16 protein-coding genes are annotated in these 15,509 nt (G+C 50.9%); 2 read left to right on the top strand and 14 right to left on the bottom strand.

Features of this window, described 5'->3' with window-relative positions; translation table 11 throughout:
• Nucleotides 1-22: 22 nt before the first annotated feature.
• From A9180_RS16370 to A9180_RS16350, 5 genes are read right to left on the bottom strand one after another with little or no spacing between them, the layout of a single operon-like run.
• A complete protein-coding gene (locus tag A9180_RS16370; RefSeq protein WP_064529668.1) occupies nucleotides 23-580 on the bottom strand; it encodes a YtfJ family protein in 558 nt (185 codons plus the stop codon).
• Between the two features lie 11 nt (nucleotides 581-591).
• Nucleotides 592-1,416 (bottom strand): hypothetical protein, encoded by an 825-nt coding sequence (locus A9180_RS16365; RefSeq protein WP_064529667.1) that lies wholly within the window; start codon nucleotides 1,414-1,416, stop codon nucleotides 592-594.
• Nucleotides 1,413-2,765 carry a lipopolysaccharide biosynthesis protein gene (locus A9180_RS16360; protein ID WP_064529666.1) on the bottom strand — a complete coding sequence of 451 codons (1,353 nt, stop codon included), beginning with the start codon at nucleotides 2,763-2,765 and terminating at the stop codon, nucleotides 1,413-1,415. Before A9180_RS16360 ends, A9180_RS16365 begins: the two co-directional genes overlap by 4 nt.
• 46 nt (nucleotides 2,766-2,811) lie before the next feature.
• Complete coding sequence (locus tag A9180_RS16355; RefSeq protein ID WP_064529665.1) at nucleotides 2,812-3,570, bottom strand: hypothetical protein; 759 nt, start codon at nucleotides 3,568-3,570, stop codon at nucleotides 2,812-2,814.
• A 31-nt stretch (nucleotides 3,571-3,601) separates the two neighbouring features.
• Nucleotides 3,602-4,315: a dTMP kinase gene (locus A9180_RS16350; RefSeq protein WP_074399600.1), complete on the bottom strand. Its 714-nt coding sequence runs from the start codon at nucleotides 4,313-4,315 to the stop codon at nucleotides 3,602-3,604.
• A 173-nt stretch (nucleotides 4,316-4,488) separates the two neighbouring features.
• Here A9180_RS16350 and A9180_RS16345 point away from each other — a divergent pair, with 173 nt between their 5' ends.
• The gene (locus A9180_RS16345; protein WP_064529664.1) at nucleotides 4,489-5,181 is read left to right on the top strand and encodes a dTMP kinase; all 693 of its coding nucleotides are present in this window, start codon (nucleotides 4,489-4,491) and stop codon (nucleotides 5,179-5,181) included.
• A 47-nt stretch (nucleotides 5,182-5,228) separates the two neighbouring features.
• On the opposite strand, the gene pitB is transcribed toward A9180_RS16345, so the two are convergent.
• On the bottom strand, nucleotides 5,229-6,728 hold the full coding sequence (gene pitB / locus A9180_RS16340) for an inorganic phosphate transporter PitB (protein WP_064529663.1): 1,500 nt from the start codon (nucleotides 6,726-6,728) through the stop codon (nucleotides 5,229-5,231).
• Nucleotides 6,729-7,030: 302 nt separating this feature from the next.
• A complete protein-coding gene (gene gss / locus A9180_RS16335; RefSeq protein ID WP_064529662.1) occupies nucleotides 7,031-8,890 on the bottom strand; it encodes a bifunctional glutathionylspermidine amidase/synthase in 1,860 nt (619 codons plus the stop codon).
• A gap of 204 nt (nucleotides 8,891-9,094) precedes the next feature.
• Here gss and yghU point away from each other — a divergent pair, with 204 nt between their 5' ends.
• Nucleotides 9,095-9,961 carry a glutathione-dependent disulfide-bond oxidoreductase gene (gene yghU / locus A9180_RS16330; RefSeq protein WP_064529661.1) on the top strand — a complete coding sequence of 289 codons (867 nt, stop codon included), beginning with the start codon at nucleotides 9,095-9,097 and terminating at the stop codon, nucleotides 9,959-9,961.
• 122 nt (nucleotides 9,962-10,083) lie between these two features.
• Here the strand turns inward: yghU and hybG are convergent, their stop codons facing one another.
• The 7 genes from hybG to hybA are packed head-to-tail and all read right to left on the bottom strand — an operon-like array spanning nucleotide 10,084 to nucleotide 15,508.
• Nucleotides 10,084-10,332, bottom strand: coding sequence for a hydrogenase maturation factor HybG (gene hybG, locus A9180_RS16325; protein WP_000334896.1), 249 nt, complete (start codon nucleotides 10,330-10,332; stop codon nucleotides 10,084-10,086).
• 12 nt (nucleotides 10,333-10,344) lie between these two features.
• Complete coding sequence (hypA, locus tag A9180_RS16320; protein ID WP_064529660.1) at nucleotides 10,345-10,686, bottom strand: hydrogenase maturation nickel metallochaperone HypA; 342 nt, start codon at nucleotides 10,684-10,686, stop codon at nucleotides 10,345-10,347.
• Complete coding sequence (gene hybE / locus A9180_RS16315; protein WP_000134014.1) at nucleotides 10,679-11,167, bottom strand: hydrogenase-2 assembly chaperone; 489 nt, start codon at nucleotides 11,165-11,167, stop codon at nucleotides 10,679-10,681. The genes hypA and hybE overlap by 8 nt, the downstream gene beginning before the upstream one ends.
• Nucleotides 11,160-11,654 (bottom strand): HyaD/HybD family hydrogenase maturation endopeptidase, encoded by a 495-nt coding sequence (locus tag A9180_RS16310; protein ID WP_025238351.1) that lies wholly within the window; start codon nucleotides 11,652-11,654, stop codon nucleotides 11,160-11,162. Before A9180_RS16310 ends, hybE begins: the two co-directional genes overlap by 8 nt.
• Nucleotides 11,654-13,357 (bottom strand): hydrogenase 2 large subunit, encoded by a 1,704-nt coding sequence (gene hybC, locus A9180_RS16305; protein ID WP_000083065.1) that lies wholly within the window; start codon nucleotides 13,355-13,357, stop codon nucleotides 11,654-11,656. The genes A9180_RS16310 and hybC overlap by 1 nt, the downstream gene beginning before the upstream one ends.
• A complete protein-coding gene (hybB, locus tag A9180_RS16300; protein ID WP_000017694.1) occupies nucleotides 13,354-14,532 on the bottom strand; it encodes a Ni/Fe-hydrogenase cytochrome b subunit in 1,179 nt (392 codons plus the stop codon). The genes hybC and hybB overlap by 4 nt, the downstream gene beginning before the upstream one ends.
• Nucleotides 14,522-15,508: a hydrogenase 2 operon protein HybA gene (gene hybA, locus A9180_RS16295; protein WP_001081870.1), complete on the bottom strand. Its 987-nt coding sequence runs from the start codon at nucleotides 15,506-15,508 to the stop codon at nucleotides 14,522-14,524. Before hybA ends, hybB begins: the two co-directional genes overlap by 11 nt.
• Between the last annotated feature and the right edge of the window lies 1 nt (nucleotide 15,509).

Raw genomic sequence — 15,509 nt, 5'->3', positions numbered from 1 at the left:
CGCCTTCAATCCTTTGAGTTTTTTATTCATTGATCAGCTTCTGCGCCAGCGCAATAACATGATCAACCTCTTCTGGCGTCAGGCTGCCATCCTTCGTCCACTGAATTTGCCCGTATTTATTCAGCACCAGAATGGTTGAACTCTGTTCCGGCAGTTGCCAGGCAGCGCGCCCCAGACCGCTGCCGTCGATTACGAATTGCGCCCACGGATAGCGACGTTTATTTTTTTCAATTTTACCAGTCACAAAATAGCCGGCGCCGAAGATGGCATCATCGGTGTTCACAATGGTGGTGGGCTGAAAACGCTCCTGAGGAAAGTTTGCTGCTTCTACTGCTTTGATTAACAGTGAGTTCTTCTTCTTCGCTGACTTTCGCCCGGCGATATACTGAATAATGCGGACTTTTCCCTTCAGTTGCGTGCTGTTCCACTTTTGATAGTAAACCTCGTCATTTTTGAGCAGTAATTCGCCACCATCCTGAATATAAACAGGTGTAACCGGTTTTCCGATGACGAAATTGTGCGCAGTAGCACCGAACGGGAAGAGTAAAAATATCAGCGCAGTAAGCAGACGAGAGGGCATCATTACTCCGGTTATAGCGGAAAACGCGAAATCAGCAGTTCTAAGCGCTGACGAATATCGCTGTCGAGTGCCACCGGCGCATCATACGATTGGCGATTTTCCAAATCATCCGCCACCATGTCGTCGTGCTTATCCCCCATCAGGCCATTAATGGCCGCCAGGAAGCGGGAAATCTGTAACGCCTCTGTATTTTCGGGATCAATCGATCTTAGAGTGTCGTAATAAGAAACCTGCTGACTGATGATTTTTCGCACATCATGAAATTCCCTGCCGGTCAGTTGCGGTTTAGCAATAATCGCTTTCAGGATGTGCATTTGCTTCTGGCGATAAGCGATAAAACCGTTAACGCTTTCTAACTGGCTATGGCGTAATGAATAGTTCACTAATGACCAGACCGGCGAGCTTAAATAAATCCGTAACAGGTTGCCGTAATACGACACAATATTTTTCTTACCGTTGCGGAATCCGTCCTGAAAACGCCCCAGAAAAACGGTCGTTTTGCCAAATAAAAAACCAGCCTGATGCTTCTTTAAATACAGCCGTTGCGCAAAACGCAAATGCTTATAGCGAGCACGCATGTATTTATACTGTTTGCGTTCTTCGTCGGTAAGAGAGTCACCTTTAGCTTGCTTCAGGGTCAGGTTGAGTAACGCCTTGCGATTGACTCCGTCCAACCAGAATCTCAGGCATAATGCATAATTATCATGAATAATTTCCGATGAACAACGTAGTGCGATCGTTGGCGGTAAGCTAACTTGAACGTCAACAACATCATCTTCTTCGACCGCGACAAATAAACGCTCACTGACCTCAAGTGGAAAATATTTTTTCATCATTGGGATTTTTCTCCCACTACGTTATAGGCCAATAAATGGCGTTGAAAGAACGCCTTTAATGTCGGAATTAACGAGAGCACCACATCCAGACATTGCCCACCGAAGTAAGCAAATGCTGCCCCCAGCACGCCAAACATATGGCAGAACATAAACAGCAACACGATATAGCCGATAGAGGCGATGGTTTGCGCCACAAGAAAGGCACGCTGTTTCCCCGCCATTAGTAATAATGACTCCTGCGGGAAGCCCAGCATCGAAATAACAATCGCGCCAAGCATCACCTGGATCAGGTCATACGCTTCGAGATACTTAACACCAAACACCAGTGAAATAAGTGGCTTGCCAACGATTAATACGACCAGCGCCACCAGAATGCCAATCCCGCCAGCCAGCAATCCAGACTTCACGCCAAGAAGCCACGGTCTGGTGGTTCGTGGATCTAAGCGCATGACTTCAGGGTAAAAACTCTTACCCAACAAACTGGCAGGCGTCCCGGCGGCATCGAAGAATGTCATGGCGATTTTAAATAACCCGGCAGCAGCTGGCCCTAATACGATCCCCACCAGCACCGTGCTACATGAATTACGTGCCGACCAAATGGAATGGGCAATGTTGGTTGACCAGACAAAACTCCACGCGCCTTTGATGTGCCGGGCAGACTCAAACAGATTCAATTTGAAGGCGTTATGGATATTTCTGCGGTGTAATTCGCGCGCAGCAAACCACCAGTACATGGTGCCGCCAACCAGATTCGATGCGTACCAGGCGATAACAAATCCGGCAAAGCCAAGGTTAAAATACCAGGCGATTACGCTGCCCGCTGCACGCAGAAAAGGTTTCGTCGCCTGCTGTACAGCAATTAAGTCGAAGCGATCAACCGCACGCAAAATGCCGGTCGGCGTGGAGGAAGCCATTGAAGGAATGAGCGTGCAATAGAGCGCCGCCAGCCAAAAGCTTTGGTCATCCAGACCTAATGAATGGGAAAGGAATGGCAGTAAGGCAATGCCGCCGACAATCGCCACCGCGCCGCTGACGATATCCAGTGAGAAGGAAAATGAGACGACATTGCGGAATTGCTGGGGATTATTGTTGGTTAATGCAGGCGTTCCATATTGCACCACCAACTGCCATGTCTGAAACTTAATAAAATCACTAATCGACTTGGCATAAGACTGTATGACGACAAGCACGCCAAACATCGCTGGCGTCATCCCTTTACCGGCGCACGAAAGCGCCAGTAAGCCCAGCAAGGCGCTCACGACATTGCTGGAACCTAACCAGGCACTGTTACGAATAATGGTGCGAAAGGCTCCATCTGCAAACCAATGTTTGATGTTAAAACCTGCCAATTCAGCCTGACCTTATCGTTGAAAAATTAAAAATATCCCGTCAGCCTTAAGTCAAGCTTCGGCGATCAGAAACGATGGCAACCAGAGAAACCGCTTTCTGTGCCTGTTCCAGCACTTCGCTGTAGGGCGCTCTGGAATCAATCTCTAAAATTTTTGTGCCGTTATAGCCAATCTTCGACATGACGCCGATTTTGTCCTGCAACTCGGCATAGTCATGGTCAGGCTTGCGGGAGATGGCAGTATCAATATCAATCCCCAAACGAATGATTAATTCAGGGCGATACTGCGCCATTTGTTGGTATAACTGTCGCTCGCGCTGCGCCAGAAATTGGTTGATTTTCCCGGTTGCACGTTCGACGCCAATCCCCGGTCCGTCATAATAAAAGCCGGAAATTTCCGCCTGCGGAAAGCGATCGCTGACCACCAGAACACCGCTTTGCGCCAGTCGCTGGACCTTACGCAGATTCGCCATTCGCCGCAGTGAAAAGCAGTACATAATCACCGCCGCCCAGAGCGCCGGAGAGCGAGTTTTCATGCTTTGGGTTTTCGAGGATTTTGCCGCCAGTCGCCGCTCCAGCCAGACACCAACCAACGGCAATCGTTTGATTTTGTCGCCGTCTTCGCCGGAGAGCAGCCCCAGATATCGCCGCTCGGTTTGCCAGTGCTGTTGTAATGATTTCACCAGATCGGTGGTTAGCGTGGATTTACCGGTGCCATCACACCCGACCACAGCAATTAGCCCCGGAATGTAGCTGGGCTGCGGTGCAGTGGTGCTGTTAACAGCTTGCGTTTGTAGTGCATCCATTCTTTAAATCATCCCCTATCCATTTTGGTGATCAGGAAAGTGCGGCGTGAATTGCGCGTAGTGACGCTTGCAGGATTTCATCGGCTGGTTGCCGACCATCCAGTTCAAGGATCCTGGCGCCGTTGAACGTCAGTTGCGGCGTAACGGCGATTTTTTCCTGTAACGCCACCAGTTGATGGTCAGGTTTACGTGAAAACGCGGTTTGTTCATCAATGCCAAGACGAATCAACAATACGGGCAAATAAGACGCCATCCATTGGTACAGCTTCATCTCGCGCTGCCTTAACATTTTTACCCAACCATTACCGCCTTTAGTTTTAGCCAGTTGCGGGCCATCAAAACGAAAGCCAGGGACTTCAACCTGTGGGTAGCGGTCGGTAATCAACAATAAACCGTGCTGGCTTTTTCTCAGCATTTTGTGAAACTTGTACGCCCGCCAGCAGGAAAGCAAATAGATAACCAGCGCGGTAATATTGCCGGGCGGCGTTGAGGGCTTTTCATGCACATGAGCTGCCTTACCCCGCAGATAACGCCCAAAAGGGGCGCCAATTATAGGGAGCTGTGAAATCCATTCGCCAATTCGCCCGGAAGATTGCCCAAGATAAATTTGTTCTGTTGGCATTATTGCTGCCAGTTCATTCACCAGGCTTGCCGTGAGGGTCGATTTACCTGAACCATCACATCCCACAATGGCAATAACACGCACTGGTATGGAATTAATTATTGACATATTACGTTGATTCACGAAAAACCCGGCAGCAAATAATGTATTGAATATTACGTGGTCCGTGCTCAGAATATCCGTTCAACCTTATTGTGACAATGGTTAATTGTGGTATTGACCTGAATTACGCTTTCATAAAAACATATTAACCAGATAAATATTTTGGATGGATATTTAAATTTAAGGATATATTCATGCAGTCAATAACACCTCCATTAATAGCCGTTATTGGTAGTGATGGTTCAGGCAAGTCAACGGTGTGTGAACATCTCATTACCGTTGTCGAAAAATATGGTGCCGCAGAAAGAGTTCATCTCGGAAAACAAGCCGGAAATGTCGGTCGTGCAGTGGTAAAACTGCCCTTAATGGGAAAATCGCTTAATAAAACTATTGAACGCAATAAAGTAAAAACAGCGAAAAAATTACCGGGGCCAGTTCCGGCGTTGGTGATTACAGCGTTCGTCGCCCGTCGCTTGCTACGCTTTCGTCATATGCTTGCCTGTCGTCGTCGCGGGTTAATTGTTTTAACCGACCGTTATCCGCAGGACCAAATTCCTGGCGCTTATGATGGCACGGTGTTCCCGCCTAACGTTGAAGGTGGTCGTTTTGTCTCATGGCTGGCAAGTCAGGAACGTAAAGCATTTCACTGGATGGCGAGCCATAAGCCTGATCTGGTCATCAAACTCAATGTCTCTCTGGACGTGGCCTGCGCGCGTAAGCCTGACCACAAAAGGGAATCGCTGGAAAGGAAGATTGCCATAACGCCACAGTTAACCTTTGGCGGTGCGCAACTGGTTGATATCGATGCCAATCAGCCACTGGAACAAGTGCTGGTTGATGCAGAAAAAGCGATTACGGATTTTATGACGGCGCGAGGTTATCGCTAGTCAGAAGTGATAATGCCCGATCGCAGGACCGGGCATTATCAGGAAGGTTAAATAAGCTGCAATGCAATCCAGTACAGACTACCAGACAGAAAAATCGCCGCCGGTAAGGTAAACACCCACGCCATCAGGATACTGGTTACCGTTTTACGCTGTAACCCACCGCCATCCACCACCATCGTCCCCGCCACCGCAGAAGAGAGTACGTGAGTTGTGGAAACAGGCATACCGATGTAGCTGGCAAGACCAATTGATACCGCCGCCGTCATCTGCGCCGCCATCCCTTGCGCATAAGTCATGCCGCGCTTACCAATTTTCTCACCGATGGTCATCGCTACACGACGCCAGCCAATCATGGTGCCAATACCGAGCGCTAAAGCCACCGCCATGATTATCCACACTGGAGCATATTCAATGGTGCTTAACATATCGCTGCGCAGTTTTTTCAGCAGGTTCTGGTCCTCTTTGCTGACGCCAGGCAGTTTCGCCAGCTTCGCAGAGGTATCAGAGATACAAAGCATAATCCGGCGTAGCTGACTGCGTTGACTCACGTTTAACGGTTCGTAGCTTTCCATATTGCCCGGCAGCATCGTTTTAACACGCGCAATCGCATCAAAGGTATTTGCCGGATGACAATGGAACTCCGTCACTTGCGTACCATCAATCGATGCCGCAGGCAATGGAGGTTCCATCGCAATCAACTTTTGCGGCAGTTCAGGATGCTGTAGCAGATAGTGTTCGAAGTTGGTGACAGCATCGCGGGTACGTGTAATTTCATAGCCAGACGCGTTCATATTGACGACGAAACCAGCAGGGGCAATCCCCACCAGTACCAGCATCACCAGGCCGATCCCTTTCTGTCCGTCGTTCGCACCATGTGAAAACGCCACACCCGCCGCGGAAACAATCAGCGCAATACGCGTCCAGAATGGCGGCTTACGTTTGCCTTTTTTCTTTTTGCGATCTTCAGGAATACGGTGAATACGGTCACGCTTTTTCGTCCCGCTCCAGAAACGGCGCAGCAGGAAAATCAGCCCTCCTGCAATGACAAGACCAACGATAGGGGAGACAATCAGCGAGGAGAAAATCTTGGTCACTTCACGCAGGTTTAACGCATCCATCACCGATGAACCGGTTAACAGCGCATTGGTTAAACCGATGCCGATAATCGCGCCAATCAAAGTGTGCGAACTGGAGGCTGGTAAACCAAAGAACCACGTTCCCAGGTTCCAGATAATCGCCGCCAGCAGCATGGAAAAGACCATCGCCAGACCGTGAGTTGACCCCATATTCAGCAACAAATCGGTTGGCAACATATGGACGATGGCATAAGCGACACTGAGTCCGCCTAATAACACGCCAAAAAAGTTAAAAAATGCCGCCATCACTACGGCAAGCTGTGGCTGCATGGCACGAGTATAAATAACGGTTGCTACCGCATTCGCCGTGTCATGAAAACCATTGATTGCTTCATAGAACAACACAAATGCCAGAGCAAGTAATAACAAAAGCCCCGTGTATACATCAAGGCCAACAAATAAATTTAGCATATATTAGATTACGCCATTTTGAATTTACGAACGGACGCATTATCAGTGACTTTAACAGCGTGGGCAAAGTGAAATATCATCTTTTAGCGATAAAAAGAGTGATATTGCTTTAGTATCAGATAATAAGTTGTCATTCAAAATTTTAAGAAATAATTAATGGCGAATCATTTCAATCATTAATACATTCACATTGTGAATTTATTAACTTTATGTATTACAATATTCAATATTTCGAGTGTTCTATGAACGATTTTCCGTGCTGATTATTTTTGATAATCAGCACGGGTTCGCGAAAAAGTCTATTACTCTTTCAGCACAATTAAAGGTTCAATATCACTCTCTTTTTTGATGACCAGTGATTCATCGCCGCGCAAACAAGTTCCACCGTAGTTGCCGCCCACGGTGAAGGTACATACCTGAATGTATTTACCGTCCACTTTTGGCAGACACCACAGTTGCTGGTAGATATTTTTCTGCTCGGCAAATTTACCACTGGTTTGGTCGAGCACCTCTTCATGATGGCTGACCAGGTCGATATTGCTACCACAGCGCCCGGCAATCGGTTTCACTGCGTAACCGGTTTTCACCAGTTCATCATTAACAGTGAAATCGGTATCCAGCAGATAACGATGATGCGGGAACAGCGACCAGAGAATTGGCAGAATCGCTTTGTTGCCAGGGATCACCGTCCAAAGCGGTTCAAAGACCAGCACTTCCGGGCGTAGCAGAACGTCGATCAGGCGCACTTCATTTTGCGGGTGACCAGTGCGAATCGGGACCGCAGCAAATTCACGGTCACTGACTTCACGAATCTGATCAAACGCCGTTTCCCACGCCCAGGTCTTCCACACGCAGTTAACCAGTCGCCCTTCCCCATCAATCAGTTGCCCGGCAGCATCCCAGCCCAGTTCATCTAACCCGCGCAAGATATGCGTTTCAAAACCTGCCTGTTGCAGCGCCTGCTCCATAAACTGAGCGTGATAGTTCTCCTCAATATCTTTGTCCTGCATGATATGGACAAACGGACGAGCACGACTGTGTTTCCACGCGCCAGCCAGTTCGTTAATCAGCCCTTCCGCCGGATTGAAGCCGTTACCTTTATAGCCCTGCTCCGCCCAACGTTCGAGGATTAAGCCTGCTTCAGTATGACAGGAGGCGGAATCGGCGTTGTATTCGTAGACCTTCAGGCCACGTTCATCCATACAGAAATCCATACGACCGGTGATCATATGGTGGCGACGGCGCTGCCAGGAGAGGCGCAAACGCGGCCAGAGAATTTTCGGAATGTCGAACAGCGCCAGCAGGTTGTCATCTTTCAGCACTTTATCGGTGGCGTGGAGATACATCAGGTGCAGCTCGTTGGTGGCTTTAACCAGTTCCTGTTCAGCGCTCTCCGTAATGGTGTAGTAATGATACGGATCCTGATTGATCACCTGACCGTTCGCCTGCACGTAGGCGTTTTGCAGCGGATCTTTTTCATCCAGCCATTTACCGTCAAACTGGCCTTTGTTTTCCAGTCGTGCTCCGCTGATCTTCAACAAATCGCCTGCAATTTCCGGCTGTGGCAAGCTGTATTCGGTATCTTCCGTCTGGATCATCCAGCCCAGAATGGTGGTGTCATCGAAAGTGTCTTTGAGGGTATAGCAGCCGTTTTCTACCACCATTTCCAGCTCGCGCGTCCACTGTTGCCCTTGTGGCAACGGGGAATGAATCACGTTCTGTTCCGCAATACGGACTTTGTTGCCGTGCAATTGCGTAATGATAGCGACATGGCCGGTGTCTTTAAATTCACCACCTTTATCCCAGATAAGAAGCGCACCCGCAACCGGTGCACGCGGCGAGCCGTTAGGAAATGCCTGCAATGGCAGAATATTGTCATTAACCACTTCACGCAGGAAGCGCAGCGAGAAAATCTCCCACGCCATGCCCACGTCAGTGAAGACCACGCCGTAGTTCAGAAAGAGAAAACGGCGAGCAAATTCAACGCATTGCCATTTGTGGCCCATATATTCGTCGTCGATATAGCTACGAAATACGGCATCATCTCCGTATTCCTGCGGATCGAGAGAACTGTAATCTGAAGAGTAGATTGCTACCCCACCGGGGGCGTAGCCCAATAACGTCCCGAACGGGGCATCCTGGCTGGTCGTTCCTTTGCTCATCACTTTACCTTTAACAATACAACCTAAGCAGTTGGCGTAATTGTTGTGCTCTGATTACCTGCTCAGGGACATTAACCGGACAGAGGTTAGACTTATCATACACCTCAACGCAGCGGCTGGCGCAAAGGGTTAAAAAATTCACATTCTGTATAGCAAGTGACCTGCTACACTGCTTCAACACTACCACTCAGAAGGCAACTCACTATGACAGACAATACTTATCAGCCCGCGAAAGTCTGGACGTGGGATAAATCCGCTGGCGGCGCGTTCGCCAATATCAATCGCCCGGTTTCTGGTCCGACGCATGAGAAAACGCTGCCCGTTGGCAAGCACCCGTTGCAACTTTATTCACTAGGAACGCCGAACGGTCAGAAAGTCACGATTATGCTTGAGGAGCTGCTGGCGCTGGGCGTTACCGGTGCAGAGTACGACGCCTGGCTAATTCGTATTGGCGATGGCGATCAATTCTCCAGCGGTTTTGTGGAAGTGAACCCGAACTCGAAAATTCCAGCTCTGCGCGATCATACACATAACCCGCCGATCCGCGTTTTTGAGTCAGGATCGATTCTGCTTTATCTGGCCGAAAAATTTGGCTATTTCCTGCCGCAGGATCTGGCGAAGCGAACTGAAACGCTGAACTGGTTGTTCTGGTTACAGGGCGCGGCGCCATTCCTCGGCGGTGGTTTTGGTCACTTTTACCATTACGCGCCAGTGAAAATTGAGTACGTCATTAACCGCTTTACCATGGAAGCCAAGCGTCTGCTCGACGTGCTGGATAAGCAACTGGCGCAGCATAAGTTTGTTGCGGGCGATGAGTACACCATTGCTGATATGGCAATCTGGCCGTGGTTTGGCAACGTGGTGTTAGGCAGCGTGTATGATGCCGCAGAGTTTCTTGATGCGGGTAGTTATAAGCACGTGCAACGCTGGGCGAAAGAAGTGGGCGAACGTCCGGCAGTGAAGCGTGGGCGTATTGTTAACCGCACCAACGGGCCGCTGAACGAGCAGTTGCATGAGCGCCATGACGCCAGTGATTTCGAGACAAATACGGAAGATAAGCGTCAGGGGTAAGGGTTGGTGCATATCGCAGCAAGCCATCCAGGCTGGATAAGGCGTTCACGCCGCATCCGGTAATCAAGCACAATGCCTGATGCGACGCTGCCGCGTCTTATCAGGCCTACGAAAGCTACCCATCACGCGCTGGTAATGTCGTAATCCATTTGGCGCAGTGCGTCTAATGTGGCTTTGGCTTCATCTTCGTCGATGATGCTCATGGCAAATCCGACGTGCACCAGCACCCATTGGCCCAGCAGATCGGCAGGGTTACCTTCGCAAATCAGCGCGATATTCACGTCGCGCTTGATACCACATACTTCAACCTGCGCAAGTTGGTGAATATCTTCACCGACAGCCAGCACCTGGCCTGGAACGCCAATACACATTGTTAACTCCGGTTATTCAACTTCAATACTTTTGACGATCAGCGAATCGCCGGTATCGATACGCAGCCGCTCGCTGTGACAGAGCGGGCATTGCGTATCGTGCTGATGAATCTCCACCACCTGGCTACAATCCCAGCACCAGGCCTGGGCGGGTTTATAGACGATATGTAAATCGCACCCTTGCGCCACCGTTCCCTGGCAGACGATTTCAAAACTAAAACGGACGGCGCTCTCCTCAACGCAGGAGAGCGCGCCAATTTCCAGCCACACGGCGGTGACTCGCTTAACATCGTGCTGCTCCGCCTGCTGTTGGATAATTTCAACGGCGCTCTGGCAAAGCGACAACTCATGCATTTTCGCCACTCCTGCGGCCAAACAGCAGGGCGCGACGCCCTGCATGTGGCACATCCGGATTGGTGACCGGCAGCGAAAGGATCATTCGCGCGCAGTCATCCGTCAGGCGTTGGCCCTCTTCAATCGACATGCTGTGCGAAAGCGGTGACATCAGCGAGCAGGAGAGGTATTGCGAAACACCGTCCAGTTCGCCAACGGTAAAGGTCATGGTGCCGTACGGCAGTTGCAGACCGATTTTTTCACTCACTTTGCGCAGCGGCCAGAGTTGATCCGGGCCGGGGAAGATAACTGCACTCAGCATCCACGGGGTGATTACACACCCCGTCCACTGACCTTCGAACAGCGTAAAGTCGGAAACATACACCGGCATTGAAGGATGCAGAAAAGAGAGATCGTGCATCGAACGCCGGGCAATTTCTTCAAACGCTGCCTGTACTTGCGCCTTCGGGGAGGTCTGGAAACCTGCTATCTCCTCAGTCATGAGCTACCTCCCGTGGGATGGCTTCCACGCCTGATTCGCGCAGCGCAGCCAGAACCTGCTCAAGCGCAGGTTCAATCATTGCTTCAACCGTCGGCGTTAAGCCGATGTGAGGCTCCAGCGATTCCGGGATCACGCCGACCAGAGTCAGCTTTTTCGGAAACTCACCGGTGAAGCGCAGGGCCGACAAGACGTCGGCCAGGCCAAGCTGATGCGGAGAGATTTTGTTGGTAAACAACGCCGGAACTTCTTCATCCCGTAGGATCATCATCGTTCCCGGCGCGTTCTTTTTCGACACAATGGCATCGGCGATAATCAGATGATCGCGATTTGCCATGTCGCCAAGCAGCTCCATTCCCGCCGTGCCGCCATCAAGGATTTCAACATAATCCGGCAGAATGTATCGTTGCTCTAACGCTTCGACAATCCGCACACCGATGGCTTCATCGGTCAGCAAAATATTGCCGACCCCTAAGACTAAAATACGCATTACAGAACCTTCACTGAAACCACTTCGTTGCCGTCAGCATCCACTACGTGTACCGCACAGGCCATGCACGGGTCGAAGGAGTGAATGGTACGCACCACTTCCAGCGGTTTATTCGGATCGGCAACCGGCGTGCCCACCAGCGACTGCTCGTAAGGACCGACGTCATCATTGAAGTTACGCGGGCCGGAGTTCCAGGTTGACGGAACGACCGCCTGGTAGTTGCTGATAATACCATCTTTAATAACCATCCAGTGGGAGAGCATACCGCGCGGCGCTTCGAGGAAGCCAACGCCTTTGAACTCGCCCGTTGCTGGAATGTTCGGCTTCACAAAGGTGGTATGATCGCCTTTGCCGATATTGGTGATCAGTGCACTGTATTGATTTTGCAGGATATCCTGCAATTCGCAGCAGTGAACGGTACGACCAATAATACGGCCCAGCGTGGAGTGAAGTTGTGCCACTTCCAGCGTGTTGCCAGTCAGTTTCTGATAAATCGCAACGATTTCATTCAGTTTGTTCTGAGTAGATTCGCGACCAGCAGCCAGTTTCACCAACATATTAGCCAGCGGCCCCACTTCTACCGTTTTACCGTAGAAAGTCGGCGATTTCACCCAGGAGTATTTACCGTCGTCAGACCAACCGTCGTAAGCCGGAATGGTCGTACCTTCCCACGGTGCCTGCGGCGCTTCGTCTTTATACCAGGAGTGCTTCGCGCTTTCCTGAATCCCTTTGATCAGGTATTCATCGGAATGGGAAGTGATTGGACGATATGAGGACAGATCCGCATTCTCAATGTAGCCGCCCGGGAACAGGAAGCTGCCGTTTTTGCTGTCGGTCGGGAATTCCGGCACGCTCAGGTAGTTCACTGCACCTTTGCCGCGAGTCAGCCATTCCGGGTAGAACGCGGCGATAACCGCAGTATCAACCTTGTAAACCTGCTCAACAAAGTCGCTCAGTTTGTCGATGAAGGACTTGATGTACATCAGGCGTTCGAGGTTCAGTACGCCCAGACCGTCAAGGTTGATCGGGTTCGCAACGCCGCCTACCGCCAGGTTCTGAATGTGCGGCGTTTTACCGCCCAGCAGCGCCACGACGCGGTTAGCGTCACGCTGGCACTCCAGCGCCTGCAGGTAGTGCGCAACCGCAATCAGGTTCACTTCCGGCGGCAGTTTCATCGCCGGGTGACCCCAGTAGCCATTGGCAAAAATACCCAACTGACCGCTGGCAACCAGATCTTTGATCTTATTCTGAACTTTGGTGAACTCTTCCGGACTGTTCAGGTGCCAGGTCGAAACGCCTTTCAGCATTTCGGAGGCTTTGGTTGGATCCGCTTGCAGTGCAGAAGTGATATCCACCCAGTCCAGCGCCGAAAGCTGATAGAAATGAACGATATGGTCATGCGTGGTGTGCGCAGCCAGAATAATGTTACGAATGTACTGGGCGTTTACCGGAACGTCGATATTCAGCGCGCTCTCTGCCGCACGGACGGAAGACAGCGCGTGAGTGGTGGTACATACACCACAGATACGTTGCACAATCATCCATGCATCGCGCGGATCGCGGTTTTTCACGATCTCTTCCATGCCGCGCCACATGGTACCGGAAGCCCATGCTTTCGAAACGACGCCATTTTCGATTTCGCAATCGATGCGTAAATGCCCTTCAATTCGGGTTACCGGATCAATAGTAATTCTCTGGCTCATGCTTTGCTCGCCTCATGACGATTATGATCGTTTTGTTTTAAAGGAGGAAGTATCGGCAGTAGACGAATGAGTACGATGTAAGCGCAAATCTCAATAGCCACAAAACCAATAGAAATCAACAGTTCTTCCCAGGTCGGGAAGTAGGCGTAACCGCCGCCCGGGTTGAATGCCACCAGCGAATAGGTCAGACGCCAGGTTGCACAACCTAACAGTGCGCTCAGTGCTGACAGGAACAGCATGCGGGAATCATTACGCAGTTTCGCCACACGCAGAACAACCAGCGGGAAGAGCATCAGCAGGACTTCAATCCAGAACATGACGGAGTAGAAGTCACCGGCAAACGCTAACGACAGCTTGTCGCGATAGATAAGTTCGCCAAAGCGCAGCACGATGAAAATCGCCAGCAGCACGCTGATGGTATTCGTCAGCTTGACGAACAGGCTCTTTTCATCCGGACCATTGCCACGTAGACCCGCCTGCACCAGCGAACCTTCAAAGATGACAATCGAGAAGCCCATGATGAACGCCGTCAACAACGAGAACAGCGGCAACATTTCATAGCTCTGCCACAGCGGATGCACTTTGTAGCCCGCTGAGATCATCAGCGACCCCATTGAAGACTGGTGCATGGTCGGCAACAGCGCGCCGAGGGCGATGATGAAGAACATCACCTTGTTCAGACGTTTGAGCGAAACCTTCCAGCCCAGGCGTTCAAACAGTGCCGGAGCAAACTCCAGTGCCATCACGCCGATGTAGATGGTCATACAGACCGCCGTCTCGAACAGTACCGAGTTCACGTTGAAGTGACCCGGAATGTAGAAGTACGGCAGGTTCCAGTAACGACCAACGTCGATGGTGATCGACAACCCCCCCAGTGAGTAACCGAACAGACTCGCCAACAGCGCCGGACGCACCAGCGGATGGTATTGCCCACGGTTAAAGACGTACACCGCCCACGCCAGCGCCCAGCCGCCACAGGCGAAGCCGGTGCCGATCAACAGGTCAAACGCGATCCACACGCCCCACGGGAAACCGCCGTTCAGGTCGGAGACAGAACCCAGACCGAACACCAGACGTTTCACAATCAGGAGCATACAGATGACTATTAACGGTCCAAAAATCATGACCGGTTTACTGATGATTTTGCCGCCCAGCGGTTGTGGATCATGACTCATGATCGTCTCCTCCGTCGTGATGGTCGTTTTTGGTGTTGCGACGAACCAGCACGGTTAAGCCCGCCAGCACAGCCAGTGGTAGCATCATGCCTTTATACAGGGTGTGTTGAATATTTTCTGAACGCGCGCCAGTTGAAAGATCGTCCAGCTTCGGCAAGTCGAGATTTTCATAAGGAACACCCGTCAGTACCAGAACCTGAGTACCGCCGCCCTCTTTCTCGCCGTACAGATGCGGATAATATTTCGGCACCGTGTGCAGGTAAGTGTCGCCAGATTTCAGCGTCTGACGCGGATAGTGATATTCGCTACCAGGCTTCAGTGCCAGACGTTTTTTCGCCTCAGCCATCAGCTCTTCACGCGTACCAAAAATCACCGCCCCCGCCGGACACACTTCTACGCAACCTGGCAGACCGCCTTTATCGAGGCGTTCCACGCCTTTCTGGTTGCACAGCTCACATTTATGCAGCGCACCAAACGGGTTGTTGTAGTCGTACTTCGGTACGTTGTACGGACAGGCAACCATGCAGTAACGGCAGCCGGTGCACACGTCTTTGTCGTAATGGACAATACCGGTTTTCGGATCTTTTTTCAGTGCAGAAACCGGGCACACGGAGACACAGTTCGGATCGACGCAGTGCATACACTGTTTCTTAATGTACGCGTAGCCGTTCTCCTCCTGGTCTTTGTTGACGCCAGTGCCGCTGGTCCACACCTGAATGATGTTATTGGTATACGGCGACAGTTTGTCGTTGTTCGACCAGGTCTGTTCCCCTTGTGGGTTACGTTCAGGGAAGTTGATATCCTGACACTTAGTGACGCAAGCCTGGCAGCCTACGCACAAGGTCGAGTCGTACAACATACCCAGCGATCCCGGAATTGGCGGGCGGTTTTCAGCAGCCGCATGGCTGACAGACGGCAGCGCGCCCGTCAGCAATGCCCCGCAGGAGGCTGCTTTAATAAAATTACGTCTGTTCACG

Origin of the sequence: Escherichia sp. B1147 (assembly GCF_001660175.1) — a bacterium.
Taxonomy (GTDB): Bacteria; Pseudomonadota; Gammaproteobacteria; order Enterobacterales; family Enterobacteriaceae; genus Escherichia; species Escherichia whittamii.
This window is presented reverse-complemented; position numbering and strand designations above follow the sequence as displayed.

Bases quoted from the DNA above. Each gene is read 5' to 3' on its own strand.
- A9180_RS16370 (WP_064529668.1), bottom strand. From the start codon at position 580: ATGCCCTCTCGTCTGCTTACTGCGCTGATATTTTTACTCTTCCCGTTC.
- A9180_RS16365 (WP_064529667.1), bottom strand. From the start codon at position 1,416: ATGATGAAAAAATATTTTCCACTTGAGGTCAGTGAGCGTTTATTTGTC.
- A9180_RS16355 (WP_064529665.1), bottom strand. From the start codon at position 3,570: ATGGATGCACTACAAACGCAAGCTGTTAACAGCACCACTGCACCGCAG.
- A9180_RS16345 (WP_064529664.1), top strand. From the start codon at position 4,489: ATGCAGTCAATAACACCTCCATTAATAGCCGTTATTGGTAGTGATGGT.
- pitB (WP_064529663.1), bottom strand. From the start codon at position 6,728: ATGCTAAATTTATTTGTTGGCCTTGATGTATACACGGGGCTTTTGTTA.
- gss (WP_064529662.1), bottom strand. From the start codon at position 8,890: ATGAGCAAAGGAACGACCAGCCAGGATGCCCCGTTCGGGACGTTATTG.
- yghU (WP_064529661.1), top strand. From the start codon at position 9,095: ATGACAGACAATACTTATCAGCCCGCGAAAGTCTGGACGTGGGATAAA.
- hybG (WP_000334896.1), bottom strand. From the start codon at position 10,332: ATGTGTATTGGCGTTCCAGGCCAGGTGCTGGCTGTCGGTGAAGATATT.
- hypA (WP_064529660.1), bottom strand. From the start codon at position 10,686: ATGCATGAGTTGTCGCTTTGCCAGAGCGCCGTTGAAATTATCCAACAG.
- hybE (WP_000134014.1), bottom strand. From the start codon at position 11,167: ATGACTGAGGAGATAGCAGGTTTCCAGACCTCCCCGAAGGCGCAAGTA.
- A9180_RS16310 (WP_025238351.1), bottom strand. From the start codon at position 11,654: ATGCGTATTTTAGTCTTAGGGGTCGGCAATATTTTGCTGACCGATGAA.
- hybC (WP_000083065.1), bottom strand. From the start codon at position 13,357: ATGAGCCAGAGAATTACTATTGATCCGGTAACCCGAATTGAAGGGCAT.
- hybB (WP_000017694.1), bottom strand. From the start codon at position 14,532: ATGAGTCATGATCCACAACCGCTGGGCGGCAAAATCATCAGTAAACCG.